The organism is Baekduia sp. Peel2402 (assembly GCF_052567285.1).
In genome coordinates this window covers 244,353-263,427 of the sequence record NZ_CP199582.1, presented here as the reverse complement: position 1 = coordinate 263,427, position 19,075 = coordinate 244,353, and the positions used below count along the sequence as shown (strand labels likewise).

General features: G+C 71.4%; 17 protein-coding genes. 6 read left to right on the top strand and 11 right to left on the bottom strand.

The window, feature by feature from the left end:
* The first annotated feature begins 38 nt into the window (after positions 1–38).
* The gene (locus tag ACT01A_RS01315; protein ID WP_445150435.1) at positions 39–1,436 is read left to right on the top strand and encodes an amidase; all 1,398 of its coding nucleotides are present in this window, start codon (positions 39–41) and stop codon (positions 1,434–1,436) included.
* A 54-nt stretch (positions 1,437–1,490) separates the two neighbouring features.
* Here ACT01A_RS01315 and ACT01A_RS01310 read toward each other — a convergent pair whose 3' ends face one another.
* The 6 genes from ACT01A_RS01310 to ACT01A_RS01285 form a co-directional block, all read right to left on the bottom strand.
* A complete protein-coding gene (locus tag ACT01A_RS01310) occupies positions 1,491–1,808 on the bottom strand; it encodes an antibiotic biosynthesis monooxygenase family protein (RefSeq protein ID WP_445150434.1) in 318 nt (105 codons plus the stop codon).
* Positions 1,809–1,813: 5 nt separating this feature from the next.
* Complete coding sequence (locus tag ACT01A_RS01305; protein ID WP_445150433.1) at positions 1,814–2,659, bottom strand: tyrosine-protein phosphatase; 846 nt, start codon at positions 2,657–2,659, stop codon at positions 1,814–1,816.
* Between the two features lie 41 nt (positions 2,660–2,700).
* The gene (locus ACT01A_RS01300; RefSeq protein ID WP_445150432.1) at positions 2,701–2,964 is read right to left on the bottom strand and encodes a nickel-binding protein; all 264 of its coding nucleotides are present in this window, start codon (positions 2,962–2,964) and stop codon (positions 2,701–2,703) included.
* A gap of 36 nt (positions 2,965–3,000) precedes the next feature.
* Entirely contained in the window at positions 3,001–4,416 is a 1,416-nt protein-coding gene (locus ACT01A_RS01295; protein WP_445150431.1) for a hypothetical protein, read from the bottom strand.
* A gap of 240 nt (positions 4,417–4,656) precedes the next feature.
* Positions 4,657–4,980: a CU044_2847 family protein gene (locus ACT01A_RS01290; protein ID WP_445150430.1), complete on the bottom strand. Its 324-nt coding sequence runs from the start codon at positions 4,978–4,980 to the stop codon at positions 4,657–4,659.
* Positions 4,981–5,015: 35 nt separating this feature from the next.
* A complete protein-coding gene (locus ACT01A_RS01285) occupies positions 5,016–9,287 on the bottom strand; it encodes an nSTAND1 domain-containing NTPase (protein ID WP_445150429.1) in 4,272 nt (1,423 codons plus the stop codon).
* A 90-nt stretch (positions 9,288–9,377) separates the two neighbouring features.
* Between ACT01A_RS01285 and ACT01A_RS01280 the strand changes: the two genes are divergently transcribed.
* From ACT01A_RS01280 to ACT01A_RS01270, 3 genes are read left to right on the top strand one after another with little or no spacing between them, the layout of a single operon-like run.
* Entirely contained in the window at positions 9,378–9,566 is a 189-nt protein-coding gene (locus tag ACT01A_RS01280) for a hypothetical protein (protein WP_445150428.1), read from the top strand.
* A gap of 42 nt (positions 9,567–9,608) precedes the next feature.
* Positions 9,609–9,926, top strand: a complete 318-nt coding sequence (locus tag ACT01A_RS01275; RefSeq protein ID WP_445150427.1) for a hypothetical protein — start codon at positions 9,609–9,611, stop codon at positions 9,924–9,926.
* Positions 9,927–9,963: 37 nt separating this feature from the next.
* The gene (locus ACT01A_RS01270) at positions 9,964–10,803 is read left to right on the top strand and encodes a TIGR03560 family F420-dependent LLM class oxidoreductase (protein ID WP_445150426.1); all 840 of its coding nucleotides are present in this window, start codon (positions 9,964–9,966) and stop codon (positions 10,801–10,803) included.
* 45 nt (positions 10,804–10,848) lie between these two features.
* On the opposite strand, the gene ACT01A_RS01265 is transcribed toward ACT01A_RS01270, so the two are convergent.
* Positions 10,849–12,099: a winged helix-turn-helix domain-containing protein gene (locus ACT01A_RS01265; protein ID WP_445150425.1), complete on the bottom strand. Its 1,251-nt coding sequence runs from the start codon at positions 12,097–12,099 to the stop codon at positions 10,849–10,851.
* Between the two features lie 54 nt (positions 12,100–12,153).
* Here ACT01A_RS01265 and ACT01A_RS01260 point away from each other — a divergent pair, with 54 nt between their 5' ends.
* On the top strand, positions 12,154–13,200 hold the full coding sequence (locus ACT01A_RS01260; RefSeq protein ID WP_445150424.1) for an ABC transporter substrate-binding protein: 1,047 nt from the start codon (positions 12,154–12,156) through the stop codon (positions 13,198–13,200).
* Here the strand turns inward: ACT01A_RS01260 and ACT01A_RS01255 are convergent.
* The 3 genes from ACT01A_RS01255 to ACT01A_RS01245 are packed head-to-tail and all read right to left on the bottom strand — an operon-like array spanning position 13,197 to position 16,113.
* Entirely contained in the window at positions 13,197–13,901 is a 705-nt protein-coding gene (locus ACT01A_RS01255; protein WP_445150423.1) for a response regulator, read from the bottom strand. The two genes, ACT01A_RS01260 and ACT01A_RS01255, sit on opposite strands and share 4 nt — an antisense overlap.
* Positions 13,898–15,064: a sensor histidine kinase gene (locus ACT01A_RS01250; RefSeq protein ID WP_445150422.1), complete on the bottom strand. Its 1,167-nt coding sequence runs from the start codon at positions 15,062–15,064 to the stop codon at positions 13,898–13,900. Before ACT01A_RS01250 ends, ACT01A_RS01255 begins: the two co-directional genes overlap by 4 nt.
* Complete coding sequence (locus ACT01A_RS01245; protein ID WP_445150421.1) at positions 15,061–16,113, bottom strand: PspC domain-containing protein; 1,053 nt, start codon at positions 16,111–16,113, stop codon at positions 15,061–15,063. The genes ACT01A_RS01250 and ACT01A_RS01245 overlap by 4 nt, the downstream gene beginning before the upstream one ends.
* Before the next feature lie 163 nt (positions 16,114–16,276).
* On the opposite strand from ACT01A_RS01245, the gene ACT01A_RS01240 reads away from it, so the two are divergent.
* Entirely contained in the window at positions 16,277–17,698 is a 1,422-nt protein-coding gene (locus tag ACT01A_RS01240; RefSeq protein WP_445150420.1) for a cytochrome P450, read from the top strand.
* On the opposite strand, the gene ACT01A_RS01235 is transcribed toward ACT01A_RS01240, so the two are convergent.
* Positions 17,682–18,812 (bottom strand): winged helix DNA-binding domain-containing protein, encoded by a 1,131-nt coding sequence (locus ACT01A_RS01235; protein WP_445150419.1) that lies wholly within the window; start codon positions 18,810–18,812, stop codon positions 17,682–17,684. The genes ACT01A_RS01240 and ACT01A_RS01235 overlap by 17 nt on opposite strands.
* Positions 18,813–19,075 lie beyond the last annotated feature (263 nt).

Sequence of the window (19,075 nt, the reverse complement as noted above, 5' to 3'; positions counted from 1 at the left end):
AGTGACGGACCGGCTTTTGGCGCCTAGCCTCGCCCTCCATGAGCGATGACCTCATGTGGCGGTCGGCGGTCGAACAGGCGGCGCTGGTCCGCGACCGGCAGGTGAGCGCGCTGGAGCTGGTCGACGCGGCGATCGCCCGGATCGAGGCGACACGCGGGCTGAACGCGGTCGTCCACGACGACTTCGAGGCCGCACGAGAGCGGGCGCGCACCGCCCGGCTCGGCGATGGGCCGCTGGCCGGCGTGCCGTTCTTGTTGAAGGACTTGGGTGAGCCGCAGGAGGGCAAGCCGGAACGGATGGGCTCGCGGGCGCTGCGAGATCACATCGCGACCGAGACCGCCTGGTCGGTCCAGCGCTACGAGGACGCCGGGATGATCGTCGTGGGGAGGACCGCCACGCCGGAGTTCGGCAACCACTGCGCGACCGACGGCACGGCCAACCCATGGGCATTGGATCGCTCGCCGGGCGGCAGCAGCGGCGGCTCGGCCGCGTGCGTGGCGGCGGGCGTCGTGGCGGCCGCGTCCGGCAGCGACGGCACCGGCTCGATCCGCGTCCCGGCCGCGTGTTGCGGGCTCGTCGGACTGAAGCCGCGCCGCGGACGGTCGTCGTTCGCGCCCGGCGCCGGGCAGGCGCTCGACGGGCTCGTCAACAAGCACGCTTTGACCCGCACCGTGCTCGACACCGCAGTTCTGCTCGACGTCATCGCGGGCGCCGCGCCCGGTGATCCGTACGGGGTCGGCGGGCCGCTCTCCTCGTTCGTCTCGGAGGTCGGCGCCGACCCGGGCAAGTTGGTGGTCATGAACGCGCCCGGCCCGCCGTTCCCGGGCACGGTCGACCCGCGCGTGCAGGCCGTCGCCGACGCTGCCGCCCGCGGGCTGGAGGCGCTCGGCCACACGCTCGTCACCGACGTCCCGCAGATCGACGCCGAGGCCGTCGTCCACGCGATCTCGGTTGTCCATGCGGTGGACAACGCGCGCACGTTCGCGTTCGTCGCCGAGCACCTCGGCCGCAGCCCGCGCGCGGACGAGCTCGACCCGGTGACGTGGGGCATGGTCCGCGAGGGCAAGACCGTCAGCGGGATCGAGCACGCCGACGCGGTCGACACGCTGCACGCTCAGACCCGCCTAGCGGCCGCCGCGTTCACGACCGCCGACGTCCTGCTCGCGCCAACGCTGAACGTCCTGCCGCCGCATCCGGGCGACCTGTCGTCCTCGCGCGGCACCGTCGAGGCCTTCTTCGAGGTCGAGACCGCCGCCACCGGCTGGACCGCGTTGGCCAATGTCACCGGCTGGGCCGCGATCTCGCTGCCGCTCGGCCACGTCGACGGCCTGCCGGTCGGCGTCCAGCTGATGGCGCCGGGGGAGGAGGTCCTGCTCAGGGTCGCCACCCAACTCGAGGACGCCCTGCCCTGGAGTGAGCGCCGCCCGCCGGTCTGAACGCCTGCGCGAAGCCTCATCCAGCCGACTGCGCTTCGGCTGCCAGCGTGGCGTTCAGCCCGCGCTCGGGACCTCGGTCTCCAGCACGTCGAAAGACCAGATCTCCGAGTTCGTGCCGACCGGGCCGGACTCGCGGTGCTGAGCGTGGCCGGCGGCGAAGTCGGGGCTGCGGACCCAGGCGTTGAAGGCGTCCTCGGAGGCCCACTGGGTGATGACCAGGCAGGTCTCGCGCTCGTCGTTGGGCCGCAGCAACTGGAAGCCCTCGAAGCCTTCGGCCGAGGAGACCTTGCCGGCGCGGGTGGCGAAGCGGTGCGCGAACTCGTCGAAGCGGTCGCGCGGGACGGTGATGGCGTTGATCTTGACGATGCTCACGCCGCTCATCCTCGCACGCCAGGGCGCAGGCGACGTGCTGCCGCGCGGGCGTGGCGGAGGCCGTCAGCGCGGAGGGGGAGGGGCGTGTCTACGCGGGGGAGGCCGTGGCGCAGCAGGAAGCGCGGGTTGGCCTGGGTCAGCTGCACGACCTGGGCGGAGGAGGCGCCGGCCTGGAGCGCCGCGGGCTCGCCGGCGGCGAGCGTGTGGGACCGCGTGCCGGGATGGCCGTCGGACGCGATGATGTAGGCCAACCGCGCGCGGATCAGCCGGCGCGCAGCGTCCTGGGCTTCCGGACCCTGGCGGCCCAGCAGCGAGCAGGCATTGACTTGTAAGACCGCGCCATCCTGGAGCGCCGGCCGCAGCCGGGCCAGGCCGCCGTCGGTCAGCAGCCCGGTGGCGCGCTCGGGGTGTGCGATGACGATCCCGAAGCCCTTGGCGCGGATCTCGGCGAGACTGTCAGCGAACGCGGCGTCGACGCCTGCGAACGGGACCTCGGCCAGGACCCAGCGAGCGTTGGACGGACCGTGAGCGATCACGTCAAGCTGCCGCGCGCTCAATCCCACCGCCGCGCCCGGGTAGATCTCGCCACCCGCCTCGACGCGCAACGCGATCCCTTCGCGGTCCAGCGCGCGCTGCAACGCCGAGGTCCGCTCGGCGATCTCCTCGACGACCGTGTCGAAGAACGGCGAGCCGACGTGCGGCGTGACGGTCGCGACGTGCACGCCATCGGCGGCCATCCGCGCGGCGTGCTCCAGCGCCGTCGCCTCGTCGGGCGCGCCGTCGTCGACGCCGGGCAGCAGGTGAAGGTGGAGATCCACGCGCGTCATCACCCACCATTTCGACAGCTCCACGCGCGATGCTGTTACGAACCCGTGTCCGCGGAGCCCGCGTTTCACGGCGCGAGGTCGGCCATGACCTCGTGGAGGCGGTCGATCGGCATGCCGAGCTCCGCCGAATGGGCCTCGATGCTCTCGGCATCAAGCGACGCGTAGATGCAGAACGCCTTCAGACCCACGTCGGTCTGCACCACGTGCGTGTGCTCCCACGTGATCTGCGGATAGCGGGCGTCACGGAGCTCCGAGGACTTGGCCGCCATCGCGTCCAGCTCCTCGCTCGTGATGTCGCCGAGCGTGCGCTCCAGCAGGAACCGCGGCATGCCGCTCATCTTCTCACCTGGAGGGCGGGCGCGCCATCAACCGCGTCGCACGGCCGCCGCCGTCCGGCGCAGCTTCAGCGTCGTCGTTCGGGTCGCTGCCTTGGCGCCTGATGTCGGTCGGAACGTGGTCGTCACGGTCAGCGTGAGCCGGTGCTTGCGGCGCAGCGTGCGGGCATCGATGCGCGTCGGCTTTAGCGTCAGGGTGAGCGTGCCCGCCCGCCGGGCACGACGGGCCGCACCGGACGCGTAGGTGATGCGCTTCGTCGCGCCGATCCTGGCGCGTGCGGTCGCCGACACGCGGCCGGCACCGGTGACCTTTACGGTAAGTCGAAGGCTGCCGTCACGGCGCACGCGCTGAGCGGTGACCGACAGCGGTGACTTGGTCGTGGTGGTCCCGCCGCCGGGCGCGGGCGTCGGCAACGCGCCGCCTCCGCCGCTTCCCGCTGGCGCCCACTCGAACGCGCCGGCGTCCGGGCCGGTGCCGTAGGTGGCCCGCGGCTCGTGGCCCAAGTCGTACACGTACTGCTCGGTCGGCAGGCCGCTGCCGCCGGCCGGCGCCGGGTCACCGATCTCACGGCACGGCGAACCCTCGCGCAAGTGGTAGTCAAGGACATTGCGATCGACGAAGGCCGGATCGGCGACCAGGCAGTTGCCTGACAAGGACGCGGAGCCCTGGGTGACGACCGTCGTCGTCCCGACCGCGATGTTGTTGGCGATGATCGCGGGACTCGTGACGCTGCCGTCGACGTTGACCGCCGTCGCGTTCCCGGGCCGGTCGTTGACGAACGTGTTGTTGACGACCGTCAGCTGCGAGTCCGCGTTGGACGCGCCTTCGAGGCCGTAGGCCAACAGGGTGGGGTTCTCGCTCTTCGGCCCCTGCTCAATTATGTTGCCCACGAGATTCGAGCGCCCGCCGTTGGGCAGGTCGATCTCATAGGAGTCGGTCGAGCTCTCGCCGGTCAGCCGGTTGTAGCTGATGTCGTTGATCGCCGCCCGCGACTTGACCAGGTGCCCGACCTTCGCGCCACGCGAGGCGCTGTAGCGCATGGTGAACCGATGGATCGCGCCGACGTAGATGTTGTGCGAGTACCCGTCGCCGTAGCCGTTGTTGGAGAACTCGGATCCTTCGATCGTCAGGTCGATCGTCCCGACGTTCCCGACCAGGATCCCGTCCTCGTTGTCGTGCAGGGAGGACCCGACGAGCGTCAGCGAGCCGCCCTCGAGCCGAATCCCAGCGCCGTTGCGATCCGGCACCTTCGCACCGCTCAACTCCACATTGCGCACGACCGTGCCGGCACCCGACAGCACCCAGATCGCCTTGCCGCCGCTGCTCTGTCCAGCCGCATCGATCCGCGCCCGGCCGTTGACACCTTCGATCGTCAGGTTCGCGACACCCGACGCGCAGACATCGCCGTCATAACCGCCGTTGCCAGCCGCATCGATCTGAACCACATCGCCAGGACTCGCCGCGGCAATCGCCGCACACGGCTTCGCATACGGATGCCCAGGCCCAACCAGCCGCACCGCCGCCACCGCATCGCCACAGACGATTCCGACCAGCACCACCGTAACTGCCACCACCCGAGCCCGGACCATGCGCGGGATCTTCCCGAAAGCGCGGAGGAGCAGGCCCTTTCGTCACCATCAATGCCCGCTAATCAGCGTTATGTGAACCGGGCACGAAGAAGGGGCTTAGGAGGAGGCAGACGTCCACTTCAGCGACACGGTGAAGTGCGCTTTGGCACCTGACTTGGCGAAGACGACGCCCGCCTCCGCGTCGACCTCGAGCCCGAACTCCACCTCGATCTCGTCGGGAGCCATCGCGCGGAACGTCTCCACGACCGCTTCGGCCGCAGGCCGAGCCGGCCGCAGGATGTCCTCCAGCGAATGCGCCAGCTTTGCGACCGAACGCCGCCCGTCGCTGGCGACGCGTTCCGGGCCCGGCGGACGATGGTCCTCGACCTCGAACTTGGCGATGCCCTCCGTCGTCTCGACTTCCAGGATCTGGGTCGACATCTACATCCTCCTGATCGTTTCCATAATTCCAGCCATCACCCGGGCAGCAGAAACCGCACCCGCTCAGCGGCGCTGAACCCACGCCGAATCCGACGATCGGCGCGTTCTACGAGCTGGCTCCATGTGCCGCAGGCGTCGCAGCGATCGACGACCACTGGATGCTTCTCTCGTCCCACGGCGATGTACGCGCCGTCCGGGCTGATCGCGACGTCTTCAGCATGCTCGATCCGTGCGATTCGCATCCCGGTGTCGGCGCTTAGCACCTCGACGACCGACAGGATCGGGTTCCTGGCGATGAGCAGACCGCCGTCGGGGCTGAACGCCAGATCCGAGATCCCTCCGAACGCGCTCTGGAACGACAGGATCTGCACGCCGTCCTTCAGCGGCACGAACCGCCCGTTGCCACGGGTCCAGAGGAACACGGTGCCGGTGGCGCTGACGAACGCGACCTTGGAGCCGGAGGGATCGACGGCCGTCTTCTGCAGGGACTTCCCACGGAACGCTCCCAGGAGCTTCTGGGTGCCAGAGTCGCGGATCTCCGCGTCACCGCTCGTCGTCACCATCGCCAAGAGGCGCCCGTCGTCGCTCGACGCCGCGTCTTCGATGCCGCCGTATACCCTGCTGTCCACGGGCCCGTAGACGCGCGGTGTGGGGTGGTTCGTACCTGGCCTGCGCACGTCCGCCCACGCCCGGCGGTCGCCGTACCCGAGCTCGACGACCGTCCCTTTCGTCGTCATCGTCGCGACGTTAGCCCCGATGGCGGCGGCGTTGGCCTTGCCGCTCGTCAGGTCGACGTCATAGACAACCTTGTCGTCCAGGACCGCGCGTAGACTCCGCGTCCCGTTCTCGAACGAGAGGAAGCCGTGGGCGAGCGCGTGGTCTGATCCCGGCGAGTACGTCGTCACCGGGGTCGTCCTGACCAACCGGGCGTCGGGCACCGAGCGCACCCGGAGCGTCCGGCCTTCGACCGCAGCGAGGAGCTTGCCGCCAGGGCTCAGGGCGATCGCCTCGGTCGTCGTCGGAGGCGTCCGCCCGAACGCGCGGCCCGTCACGTGCCACACGCGCAGATGCGCGTCGTTGTCCTCGGTCAGGATCACAGGACGGTAAGGGTCGAAGTACGCCGTGCCCGTCGGGTCTTGCATCGGCAGGTCGGCCAAGCGCACGCCGCTGGCCAAGTCCCACGCACGCGATCCATCGTCCAGAGCCTCCACGGCGCTGTGGCCGTCGGGCGACAGCGTGAGAAAGCCCACGTCCTCGACGGGAAGTCGGGTCTGCCGGCCGTTGTCCAGTGCGATGGACCAGGCTATTCCACGGCCTTTCGGCCCCAGGACGACGGTACGGCCGGACGGATCGATCAGGGCCGTCGCCGCTCGGCTGACGCGGCGGCGCAAGACCACCCGGCCGTCGCCAACCTCGCGAACGAGCAACTTCCCGTGACCCTCGGTCATCACCCGCCGGCCGCGGTCGTCGAACGAGGCCGGAGCCCAGAACGGCTCGCCGTTGCGGATCGTCCGGATGACCCGCTGGTGAACCGCGTCGTAGATCACGAGATCGCGTTCGCGACGCTGGATCGCCACGGTCGAGCCGTCGCCACTGAAGACCGGCGCCACGCTCCGCGTCCACGGGACGCGGACAGGCCTCCCGCTGCGCGTGTCCCAGGCGATCGCCTTCGACTTCCCGACGTAGGTCGCCAGCCGGCCGTCGGGGGTGATCGAGCAGTGGATCTCGTCGAGGAACGGGTCGCCGCTCGGCGTCTTGGCCCTGGCCAACGCGATGCGCGCTCCGGTCCTGAGGTTCCACGTGCCGGCCCGCTCGGTACCCGCGATCAGGAGCGTGTCGGTGTTCCGCGCCAGCGCGATCGCCAGACCATCGCCAGCGTGTGGCCGGATCGTGTGCACCAGCCGCGCTCGCTCAACGTCGTAGATCCGGACGACGTCGTCCACCGAGACTGCCGCGAGATCGCCGCGCGGAGAGAACGCAACGCCGTTGATGGCGTCGCCGGAACCGGGGAGCGTGTGCTCCAGCCGCGAGGTCAGGGCGGAGCGGAGCGCGTTCTCGGCTCCACTGGTGCGGGCGTTCCGGGCGGCTTCACGCGCCAGTAGCAAGGCGATCTCCGGGTCCTGCCCGACCTGCTCCAGCGCCGCGGCCGCGAGCCGCTCCGAGATGGCGACGTGGCGTTGGCGGTCATACCGCGCCGCGGTCTCTCGCGCGGTACGGGCGTTGTTGCGGGCCACCGCGAAGCCGCCCACCGCGAGGGCAGCGATGACCGCGAACCCGACTGCGACGGCGACGGCCCGGAGGGCACGACGACGGGCAGACGCGACCTCGGCGTCACGCCGTGCCTGATCGGCGGCCAGGCTCTCGCGGATGTACTGCTCGCGCGATCCGGTGAGCTCGCTGGCGAACTCGTCCAGGTACCGCGACGCAGCTGACAGCATCCCGGGCCGCAGGAGCAGCTCGGGATCGTGGCCGGATCGCACCCACTGCTCCCAGAGCGGATCGAGGTCACGATCGCGCCAGATCGTGAACGGCCGATACGCCTGCACCCACGCGGCCAGCGTCGGCCAAGCGCGCAGCAGCGCATCGTGGCTCAGCTCGACGGTCGCCTCGTCGCCGAACGTCGAGCGCCCGATCGTGAGCAGCCGGGCGTCGGCGAGCTGCCTGGCGATCGACTGGGCCGCCTCATCGAGCTCGTTCAGCCAGGCGGCACGCCCGGCCACTGCGCCCTCGTCACCGCTGTCCAGGGACCTGCCACCGGAGATCAGCTCGACGAAGACACGTCGCGCAGCGTCCCGGTCGCCGGGGCCAAGGCTCTCCCATACCGCCTCGGCCCGCGCGGCCACCGCGCCCTGGATGCCCGGGAACTGGCGCCCGTCCGCGGCGGTATAGCCGAGCTGTCGGTAGGACTCGACCGTCAGAGGTCCAGGACCGGCGTTGAGCTCCCACAGCCGCGTGAGGGCGAACTCCAGGAGCGGGAGATCGCCGGTGCGGCCCCGGACGTCGGCGATGATCCGCTCCGGGAGCCCGGATTCGAACGACCGCCGGCGCAGCGCTGCAGGGTCGGTGATTGCCTCCATGAGCTCCGCGTCGGTCATCGGCAGCAGCGTCAGCTGCGCCTCCTGCATGATGCGATCGAGCCCGGGCCGCGCCAGGCTGATCGCGTAGTAGTCGGCGCGAAGCGTCAGCACGCAGCGAGCTCCGGCCGCGCCCAGGCCGAGCACGATCGCGACGATGTGGTCCCGAACCTTCGCGCTCGTGCGGTCATAGAACACGCGCTCAAACTGATCTATGACCAGGATCGTTCCACCAAGCTGAGCAAGGATCGCCGCTGTGAGCTCGTCGACGGAGCGGTCGAGAAGCCGGGCCTCAGCCTCGCGGAGCGTCCCTTCGAGCCTCGACGGCACCGCGCTGGTGACGAGGTCGAGCAGGGGCGTCGGCCCCGGGACGACCACGCGGACATCGCGCCCCGCAAGCCCTGGAACCGTCGACGACCTCAAGCCCTTCACGAGCCCGGCGCGCGCCAGCGACGACTTGCCGCTGCCCGAGACGCCGACGATCGGCACGATCGAGTGGCGACTCAAGAGCGACAACAACTCGGTGATCCCCGCGTCACGACCGAAGTACAGGTCGGCGTCGCCGAGATCGAAGACGTCCAGGCCGCGATAGGGGTTCGGATCGTCGGTTCGCAGCGCAGGGCAGATCTCGACGACCATCCGGGCCGGCCGCATGAAGGCCACGTCTGCTTGGCGCGCGAGCGCGTCCGGGCACGCGACGCTGATGATCACGCCGGCGACAGACCCTTGGTCGTCCCACACGGGCGCGCCGCTGAAGCCGTGCGAGACGACGCTGCTGCGCACCTGGACGACCGGGAACCCGGTCTCGGTCGTGACACCTACGACCTCGACGACCTCAGGCATCCCGTCGACCGGCTTGCTCCCAGGGAAGCCGAACGTGGTCAGCCGCTCCCCCGGCGCCCGCTCGGCGTCGGCCAAAGCCAGCCAGCTCACGCCGTCGGGCGGAAGCTCCAGCAGCCGCAGGAACCCGATGTCCTCTCCGTCCTCGCCACGCGTCAGATCCCGATCGACCTCGGCGCGTGATGGCGAGGTCGAGGCCGGTGCCCCGTGCGGCACGATCCAGACGGTGTCGTCCGGCATGCGCGCCGCGGAGATGACATGCGTGCACGTGACGATCAGCCCGTCCTCCGAGACGAAGAACCCGGTGCCCTTCGTCTTGCCCGCAGCATCCAACAGCCGCACGATCCCCTCAGCCGGCGACCGGCCAGCCGTCGAGCGGACTACGGGATCCATGCGGTTGACGGGCGTGCCTGCCCTGTCGGGCTGATCCTTGCCACGGCGCGAGACTAACCGCCGCCGTCGGAGCTGTCAGCATCCAACCCCGTGTACTGGATCAAGCGCAACGCGGCAGAGCTGCTGCCAATCGTCATCGCGATCGTGGTTCCGCTGGCCGGAATCTTGCTCGCGGTGCAGGAAGCGGTTTCCAGCGAAGGCGATCGCACGCAGGCCGTGCGGATCGGTGCGGCGTGCGTGCTCGGCGTCTGTCTGTGGGCGCTGATTTTGACCGCTTGAATTTTCAACACGGGCCGGCGCGAGTCAGGTACGGTCTTGTGTATGACGACCCGGATCGTTCCGCTCCTGGCCGCCGCCGCGCTGCTGGCCGCCTCCACGACCGCGTTCGCCGCCAAGGTTCCACCGGGCGCGGAGAACACCAAGAAGTGCGGCAACGTTGCCACGAGCAACGGTGGCAAGGCGAAGTACATCCGCGCCTCGAAGGTCTCGTGCACGACCGCCAAGGCCGTCGCCAAGCGCGCCAAGGGCAAGAGCTACAGCGCCAACGGCTTCGGCTGCACGTTCGTCTCCGGCATCTACCTTTGCAAGAAGGGCACCGGGTCGGTCGCCTTCCAGTACAAGAAGCCGGCGCGGAAGTAGCACTTCGCCGCGCCGCCGATCCGCTATGACGTAGGTCATGCGGATCGCGCTGATGATCGAGGGCCAGGAGGACGTCACCTGGGAGGACTGGGTGGCGCTGGCCGAGACCTGCGAGGCGTCGGGGATCGAGGCGCTGTTCCGGTCCGACCACTACGTGTCGGTCTCTGGGCACCGTGAGCGGGGCGCGCTGGACGCCTGGGGCACGATCAACGCGCTCGCAGCCCGGACCACGACGCTGCGCCTCGGCACGCTCGTCTCGCCTGCGAGTTTCCGCCATCCGTCGGTGCTCGCCAAGCTCGCTACGACCGCCGACCACGTCTCCGGCGGCCGGATCGAGCTCGGTCTGGGCACCGGCTGGCACGAGGTCGAGCACGCGGCCTACGGCTTCCCGTTCACGCCGCTGAAGGACCGCATGGACGTCATGGAGGAGCAGCTGGCGGTCATCCACGACGGCCACTGGGGCTCCGACGACCACTACAACTTCACCGGCGAGCACTACACGATCGCCGACCTCGACGCCCAGCCCAAGCCGGTCCAGACGCCGCACCCGCCGCTGATCCTTGGCGGTGCCGCCGGCCCGCGCGCGGCGCGCCTGGCCGCCCAGTACGCCGACGAGTACAACACGGTCATGCCGACGCCTGAGGAGATCGTCGAGCGCAAGGCGCGCATCGACGCCGCGTGCGCCGCCGCCGGCCGGGAGCCGATCCCGTTCTCGACCATGGGACCGATCCCCGACGGCGGCTACGACGCGCTCCTCGCCCAGCTGAAGGACTACAACCAGCTCGGCGTGGCGCGCGCGTTCATCCAGCACTTGGACCACCGCGACCTCGCGCTCGTGGAACGCATCGGCCGCGAGCTGGTCCCGGCGCTGGCGTAGCCCGAGCGGCTAAACAGGAACCCCCGCCGGGCGCTCGGCGTGCGGCTACCCGTACGCCTTGGTCAACGCGGGCGCGAGGTCGCCGGCGCCGACGATGGTGACGTCGTCGAGCCCGAGCCAGGAGGCCATCGAGCGCAGCTCGGCCAGCAGCGCCTCGGCGATCTCGCCCGGCGGCGGCGCGTCGGCGCCGGCCAGCGGCTCGGCGTGCGCGGCCTGGACAAGCAGCGCCGACGCCGCCCGGTCCGCCTTGAGATCCACCCGCGCCACGAGCTGGTCGCCGAGCAGCAGCGGCAGCACGTAGTAGCCGTGCACGCGCTGGGGCTTGGGGACGTAGATCTCGATCCGGTAGCGCATGCCGAAGAGGCGCTCGACGCGCGGGCGCTCCCAGATCAGCGAGTCGAACGGGCCGACCAGCGCGCGGGCCTCGACGCGCCGCGGGATCCGCGCGCCCGGCGCGAGGTAGGCGTCCGGCGCCCAGCCCTCGACGGCGACCGGCAGCAGCTCGCCGGACTCGACGAGCTCGGCGATCCGGTCCTTGGCCTCGGCGGCCGGCAGGCGGAAGTAGTCGCGCAGGTCGGTCGCCGTCGCCACGCCCAAAGACCGGGCGGCCACGCGCAGCAGCTCGCGCTGAGCCTCCTCGTCGGACGGCGTCGGCGTCGTGAGCACCTTCGCCGGGATGACCCGCTCCGGCACGTCGTAGAGCCGCTCGAAGCGGCGGCGCCGCGCGCTCGTGATCTCGCCGCTCCAGAACAAGAACTCCAGCGAGCGCTTGACGTCAGACCAGTCCCACCACGGCCCCTTCTTGCCGCGCGGCTCGTCGTGGTGGGCGAGCTGCGCCGCGGTCAGCGGCCCGCGCGCACGCAGGTCCTCCAGCACCGCGGCGACCAGCTCGGGCCGGTCGCGCGCGATCGCCCGCATCCCGCCCCACGCGTCGTCATGCGCGCGGCGCATCCGCCAACGCAGGTGCGGGTGCAGCTCGACCGGGATCAGCGACGCCTCATGGCCCCAATACTCGAACAGCCGCCGCGGCGCGTAGTGCGCGAGCTTGTCGAGCGCGTTCGTGTCGTAGGCCCCTAGCCGGGCGAACGCCGGCAGGTAATGCGCCCGCTGCAGCACGTTGACCGAGTCGATCTGGATCAGCCCGACCCGATCGACCACCCGCGCCCGCAGCGCCCGCGCATCCACCTCACGCTCGAGCGGCGGCTCCGCGAACCCCTGCGCGGCCAGCGCGACGCGCCGCGCTTGCGCGGCCGACAGCTTCTCGCGACGACGGGGACGGGGAGACGATGGGGACATTGCGGGGAGACGACCATCTTGCCTGACGCGCCGGACTGTTAGGGTCCCCTAACCATGCGTCCGCTTCGCTCCCTCCCCATCACCGTCCTGCTCCTCCTCGCCCTGCTCGTCGCCGCCGGCTGCGGCAGCGATGACGACAACAACAGCTCTGCCGCCGTGCAGACGACGGCGACGAACGCCGAGAAGACGGCGTTCCCCGTCACGGTCGAGCACCGGTACGGCACGACGACGGTGGATAAGGCGCCGCAGCGGATCGTGACGGTCGGCTCGACCGAGCAGGACGTCGTGCTCGCGCTCGGCCAGCAGCCCGTCGGCGTCACCGAATGGTACGGCGGCCAGCCCGACGCGACCTGGCCGTGGGCGCACCCGCTGCTGAAGACCAAGCCCACCGTCTTGAAGGCCGACGACGGCATCGACATCGAGAACGTCGCCAAGCTGCGACCCGACCTGATCATCGGCACCAACTCGGGCATGGACAAGAACATGTTCAAGAAGCTGTCGGCGCTGGCACCGACGATCCCGGGCCCCAAGGGCGGCACGTTGTACTTCTCGCCGTGGGACGTCCAGACCCAGTTGATCGCCGACGCGATGGGCCAGCACGACGCCGGCGTCAAGGCCATCGCCGACGTCAAGAAGACGTTCGCCGACGCGGCCGCCGCCCACCCGGACTTCAAGGGCAAGACCGTCACGTTCAGCCAGAACGCGTTCTACGACGGCAAGTTGTACGTCTACCCCGAGGGCCTCGGCACCGAGTTCCTAGAGATGCTCGACTTCACGATCAACCCCAAGATCAAGCCGCTGGCCGAGCCGGGCTCGCAGGCCGAGATCTCCGCCGAGCGCCTCGACGTCATCGACGCCGACGTGCTGGTCTTCGCCACCGAGAAGCCCGCCGACGTCAAGAACCTGCTGAAGATCCCGACGTTCAAGCCGCTGGACGCGGTCAAGGGCCATCACGCGGTCTTCACCGACCCGATCCTCAGCGGCGCCATGTACTTCGAGACGCCGCTGTCGCTGAAGTACGTCGCGCAGCACCTCACGCCGCTGCTGGCCGAGGCTGTGGCCGGCAAGGCGCCGTGGGAGATGGCCAAGGCCGCGAGCTAGGCGGAGCCAGCGTCCGGATCGGCGGCGTCGCCCGGGTCATCCTCGAGCAGCCCGCGCGTCGCCGCCCAGTGGCTGACCTCGTGGCGCGAGGTCAACTGGAGCTTGCGCAGGACCGCGCGGACGTGCGACTCGACCGTGCGCGTCCCGATCCCCAGCCGGTGGGCGATCGACTTGTAGGCGTAGCCGCGCGCGAGGTGGTGCAGCACCTCGCGCTCGCGCGGCGTCAGCGTTTCGAGCGGATCCTCGTCGGCGACCGCGGTGGGCGGCGCGCTGAACGCCTGGAGGACGAACGCAGCCAGGCGCGGGCTGAAGTAGGCGTCGCCCGCGGCCACCTGGCGGATCGCCGCGATCAGGTCGTCCGTGTTGATGGTCTTGGTGACGTAGCCCAGCGCGCCCGCGCGGATCATCGGCACGACGTCCTCCGCAGCATCGGAGACCGACAGCGCCAGGACCGCGGGCGGCGCAGCGGCCGCGGCCAGGCCGTGCAGCACCGCGACTCCCCCGCCGTCGGGCAGGTGGACGTCGAGCAGCACGACGTCCGGCCGCGCGTCCGCGATCACCGCCGCCGCCTCGGCGACCGTCGCGGCCTCCCCCACGACGTCGCACGCCTCCCCCAGCTCGGCTCGCACGCCCGCCCGGAACAAGTGATGGTCATCAACTACGACGACGCGCAGACGATCAGCGGGCGCAAGCGAGCTCACAGCGTCAGCGCCACCTCGGTGCCCTCGCCCGGCACCGACTCGACCGTCGCCCGGCCGCCCACCGCCGCCATCCGCCCGACGATCGCGTCACGGATCCCGCGGCGCTCAGCCGGCACGTCGTCCACGACGAAGCCCGGCCCGGAGTCGCGCACGAAGACCTCCGCCCCACCGCCGTCGATCTGCGCGAAGACCACGACCGGCGCGCCGCCGCCATGGCGCGCCGCGTTGCGCAGCGCCTCGCGCGCCGCCGCCACGAGCGCCTCGCCGCGCGCGTCCAGCGGCCGGTCGCCGAGCGCGGTCAGCTCGATCGCCACGCCGGCCTCATCCTCGACCGCGTCCACCACCTCGTGCAGCGCCCCGACTAGCGTCGCCGACGTCAGCTCGGCCTCCCCCGCCATCCACGCCCGCAGCGCGTGCTCCTGCCGGCGCGCCAGCCGCGCCACGGCCTCCGGGTCGTTCGCCTGGCGCTGGACGAGCGCGAGCGTCTGCAAGACCGAGTCGTGCAGGTGCGCGGCAAAGCGCGTTCGGTCGGCCTCGCGGGCGCGCGCGAAGCTCGCGATCAGCAGCGGCGTGCCGACGACCACGGCGACCCCGACACCCGCCAGCACCAACACCATCAACAACCGCGCGGGATCATCGCCGATGTAGGGCCTGGCGAGCCCTAGCCCGAGGAACGCCGACCAGCAGACCAGCAGGACGCCGACGACCGCCGACCACGGGAACGGGGCGCTGCCCTCGGTGATTGCCCGCCAGCGCGAGCCGCGGCGCACGCGCAGGGCGTCGGCGATCAGGACCACCCCGCCGGTCGCGGTCGCGGCCATCAGCAACAGCGGCCACAGCCGCGCACGGGCGACGTCCCCCGCGGCGCGCGACAGCGATCCCGTCGGCCAGACCGCGCCGAACAAGAACCACGCGGCCCCCGCGAGCAGCAACGCGGCCACGATCACGAGCGACGGGCTGCGCTGCACCGCGGCCAGCGCACGCGGCGCGAGCACGAACGCGGCGACGACCGCACCCGCCAGCGCGACCGCGACGGACGCGCGCAGCCACACCGCGTCGGTCAGCGCGAGCGCCAGGCCGAGGACCATCGCGGTGCCGCCCAACGCCGTCGCCCGCCACGCGGGATCGGCGGTGACGCTCTCGCGCGCGACCTCGCCGCTCACGAGCCGGCCCCGTCGACCAGGCACGGACCCGCGAGGTCCTTCCGGTACGTCGCCCGCGCGGCGACGTTCGCCCGGTGGCGCGGCAGCCACTTCGCGCGCACGCGCTTCTTGGCCTTCGCGCTCAGGCCGGTGGTGTCGGGCATCGATGGCACGTAGCCGGGGTCCAGCGGCCAGTCCGGGACGGACCGGGGATCGACGTCGTCGGGGTAGTCACGCACGTAGAGGCCGCCTCCGGCCGAGGTGAAGTCGAGATGGACCCGCGGCCCGCGGCCGCCGTCCCCGATCGCCATGCCGCCGCGCCGACCGTAGAGCGTCTGGCCGTAGAGCACCACGTCGTCGGAGAGCGGGTAGGGCCGCCCGAGCAGGACGGACGCCGCGCGCGCGGCGAACGAGCGCACGTCGTACTCGACGCTCGTCGAGACGCAGCGGTCGTGGGGCAGCGCGACGATCGTCCTGCGCAGGCCGCCGGCGATCCGGATCCGGACCTCGCCGTGGGACGGCAGCGCGGTGCGACGCAGGTCGACGAGCATGTACCCGAGGCCAGAGCGGTAGGTCGGCGCGACGTCGGCAGCGGTGGCGGGCGCGAAGACCTGGTCGGAGGTCTGCGGCGCCACCTGCACGCCCGCGGCGGCGACCGCCACCGACGGCAGCACGAGCGCCGCGACCGGCAGCAGCGCCCAGCCGGGACCAAGCCGCCGCCAGGACGCCAGCCCCGCGACGAGCGCGACCGCCGCGATCGCCACGACCGCCCAGCCGAAGCCGAAGATCGTCGCGGCGGCGCCCAGCGCGGCCAGGGTCGCCAAGCCGAGCGCGCCTGCCCCGGCCAGGACGAGCGCGACGATCGTGCGTCCGCCGCGCTCGTCCTCGCCGGGGACGATCAGCCAGCATGCGACGTAGGCGACGACGCCGATCCCGAAGGCCAAGGTCGCCGCGACGAACGCGACCCGGACCGCGCCGACTGGCAGCCCGCACGCCGCGGCAAGCCCGGCGCAGACGCCGCCGAGCACGCGGCCGTCACGCGGACGGGTCAGTGGCGGCGTGGTCTCCATAGCTGCAGATCATGGTGCTCCAGGCGCGCCGCCGGTAGTCGGAAGTCCCCGCATCGCCGCCTCCGGAATCTCCCGGAGGGGTACCGCTCCTGACCGCGTGGTCAGCTTGCGTGCGGAACCGCACACATTCTTTACACCGATTGATGGAACACTCGCTCGTGTCATGACGCTTGCGCCCGAAGCCCCCATCCCCGCGTCCAGCCTGATCGGGACGGCCCCGCCGTCTCCCGCGGGCCCGATCGACGCCGCCGAGGCCGCGCGATACCCGGTGCCGCCGATGGTCGAGCTCCCGCGCGTGCTCCAGACGCTGCGCTTCAACCAGCGCCAGATCGACTTCGTCTTCGGCGGGCGCCGTCGCCTGGGCGAGACGTTCCGCTTTGCCGGGATCGTCGACGGCGACCCGGTGATCACGTCGCACCCCGACCACGTGCAGTCGCTGTTCACCGCCAAGCCCGAACAGGCGCCCTCGCTCACCGGCGAGTCGCCGCTGCGGCCGATCGTCGGGCCGAACTCCGTGCTGACCGCGATCGGCCCGCGCCACATGCGCCAGCGCAAGCTGCTGCTGCCGTCCTTCCACGGCGAGGCGATCGCCAAGTACATGGAGATGATCGCCGACGCCGCCGATCGCGAGATCGACAAGTGGCCGGTCGGCGAGACGATCGCGCTCGCGCCGCGGATGCAGGCGATCACGCTCGACGTGATCATGTCGGGGATCTTCGGCATCGAGGGCAAGCCGGAGCGCGGCACGCCCGAGCACGCGCTGCGCCGCGCGGTTCGCGGCCTGGTCGAGGCATCGACGTGGAAGACCGCGCAGCTCGCCGAGCTGATGAACATCGGCCGCGATGAGCCGGTTGGCATCACGAAGTACGCGCTCGGCTTCCTGGACCGGCCGACCTACCAGGTCATCGCGGAACGCCGCCAGGCCAGCGACCTCGAAGAGCGCCGCGACATCCTGTCGTTGCTGCTCCAGGCTCGGACCGAGGAGGGCGAGGCGCTCAGCGACCAGGAGCTCCGCGACGAGCTGCTCACGCTCGTGTTGGCCGGCCACGAGACGACGGCCAACTCGCTGTCGTGGACGTGGGAGCGGCTGGTGCGCACGCCGGACGCGCACGACCGGCTCCGGGACGCGGTCCGTGGCGGGGATGACGCGGAGTCCGCCAAGGTCGTCGAGCAGACGATCCAGGAGGCGATGCGGTCGCGGCCGGTCATCCCGATCATCGGGCGGCGCGTGAAGCTGCCGTGGCGGTTGGGCGACTACGCGGTGCCGGCCGACACGCCGGTGACGATGTCGATCCTGCTGCTGCACCACCGCGAGGACGTCTACCCCGACCCGTTCGCGTTCCGGCCGGAGCGCTGGGAGGGCAACAAGCCCGGCACCTACACGTGGATCCCCTTCGGCGGCGGCATCCGGCGCTGCCTGGGCGCGGCGCTGGCGATGGCCGAGATGCGCGTCGTGCTGGAGACGATGGCGCGCCGGCTGGACATCACCTACGAGACGCCAGAGCCTGAGCGCGCGGTGCACCGCAACGTGACGATGATCCCGTCGGGCGGCGCGACGGTGCGGATCGTCAGCAAGCGGGCGTAGGCGCGGCGAACGCGACGTCGCGGTCGGCCGCGGTGGGCGCGACGACGTCGAGCAGGCGGTGGGCTTCGCGCGCGACGGCGGCGGCGTCGCGCTTGTTGTAGGTCTTCCCGAACTGGGTGATCGTGACGGTCGCGAGCTTCTTGGTGGCCTTGATCCGCCAGTTGCCCGCGACGAAGCCGTCGAGCAGGACGAGCCCGGCGATCAGGCCGTTCTGGGTCATGACGAGCGGCTTGTGGGCCGGCGGCAGGACGCGGGACGTGTCGACGTGGGACAGGATCAGGTTGTCGAAGGGGCCGGTGAGGCGTGGCGGCGCGGGTGTGTCGCCGGCGGGGCGCGGCGCGTCCGGCAGGTCGAAGAGCTCGCGGCCTTGCTCGTCCTCGAACACCACTAACTCGTGGTCACTGCGCAGCCGCTCGAAGGCGTGCGCGGCGCCGGTGCGGCCCGACCACTTCTGGAAGTCCGCAGGGCGCGCCGGTCCAAAGGCGGCGAGGTAGCGCAGGACGAAGGGCGCGAGGTTTAGGTCCTCGTGCGGCGGCGGCTCGTCGCCGGTCCAGTTCGCCAGCGAGGTGTGCGCGGCCGGGCCGCTCCGTCCCCATAGCCCACGCGGCGGGACCTGCACGAGCGGGACCCGGGCCCGGACCTGCTGCGCCAGCGCCGGCCCATCCGCGTGCGGCCAGCGCTCGCCGAGCTCGGCGGCCAGCTGCGCGAACGTGCGCGGTTCGGCGTCGACCAACGCACGGCCCGCATCGGCGAGCGCCACGCGGTCGACGTCCTCCGGCACCCGATGGTTGGAGTTCGTCTGCCCGCTCAACGCCGGCTGAGCCAGCGCGCGCAGCAGCGGCGCGTCGCGGGCGGAGACGAGATGGATCGTCCCGCGCATGGCGACGATCCGCACCGCATCCCGACGCTCCAGCAAGCCGCTGAGCTCGGCCGGCTCGAAGTCGGCCAGACGCGACCAGAGCTGGAAGTACGGCGCCTTGACGTCCTGGGCCTGAAGGCCACCAAGATGCTCGATCGCCTCCAGCGCGGTCGTGGCACGCGGCGGGTCGAGCAGCCACTGCCGCGCGAGCAGCGCCCGGTTGAGCGCGCGGAGGTCAAGGACGGCGCCGGCCATACCACCCCGACCCTACGGCTCCGCGATGGCTCGTGGTCGACTTGACGGGCATGGAGGACGTCAACGCGACCACCACCCCGGCTCGTCGAGCGCACGGGCGGCGACTGCCACGGCGCGGCCGGCCACACGACCGGTGGCGCGATCCGCGTCGAGGGCGGTCGCATCCGCGAGTGGTACCGCCTCTACGACCAGGAGGAGCTGCATCCGAGCGGCCCGCTGGTCGACCCGGGCCAGCTGTCGGCCTAGCGCCGCATATCCTGAAC

Coding starts and splice junctions, on each gene's coding strand:
- ACT01A_RS01315 (WP_445150435.1), top strand. CDS start 39: ATGAGCGATGACCTCATGTGGCGGTCGGCGGTCGAACAGGCGGCGCTG.
- ACT01A_RS01300 (WP_445150432.1), bottom strand. CDS start 2,964: ATGCCGCGGTTCCTGCTGGAGCGCACGCTCGGCGACATCACGAGCGAG.
- ACT01A_RS01290 (WP_445150430.1), bottom strand. CDS start 4,980: ATGTCGACCCAGATCCTGGAAGTCGAGACGACGGAGGGCATCGCCAAG.
- ACT01A_RS01285 (WP_445150429.1), bottom strand. CDS start 9,287: ATGGATCCCGTAGTCCGCTCGACGGCTGGCCGGTCGCCGGCTGAGGGG.
- ACT01A_RS01275 (WP_445150427.1), top strand. CDS start 9,609: ATGACGACCCGGATCGTTCCGCTCCTGGCCGCCGCCGCGCTGCTGGCC.
- ACT01A_RS01270 (WP_445150426.1), top strand. CDS start 9,964: ATGCGGATCGCGCTGATGATCGAGGGCCAGGAGGACGTCACCTGGGAG.
- ACT01A_RS01265 (WP_445150425.1), bottom strand. CDS start 12,099: ATGTCCCCATCGTCTCCCCGTCCCCGTCGTCGCGAGAAGCTGTCGGCC.
- ACT01A_RS01260 (WP_445150424.1), top strand. CDS start 12,154: ATGCGTCCGCTTCGCTCCCTCCCCATCACCGTCCTGCTCCTCCTCGCC.
- ACT01A_RS01245 (WP_445150421.1), bottom strand. CDS start 16,113: ATGGAGACCACGCCGCCACTGACCCGTCCGCGTGACGGCCGCGTGCTC.
- ACT01A_RS01240 (WP_445150420.1), top strand. CDS start 16,277: ATGACGCTTGCGCCCGAAGCCCCCATCCCCGCGTCCAGCCTGATCGGG.
- ACT01A_RS01235 (WP_445150419.1), bottom strand. CDS start 18,812: ATGGCCGGCGCCGTCCTTGACCTCCGCGCGCTCAACCGGGCGCTGCTC.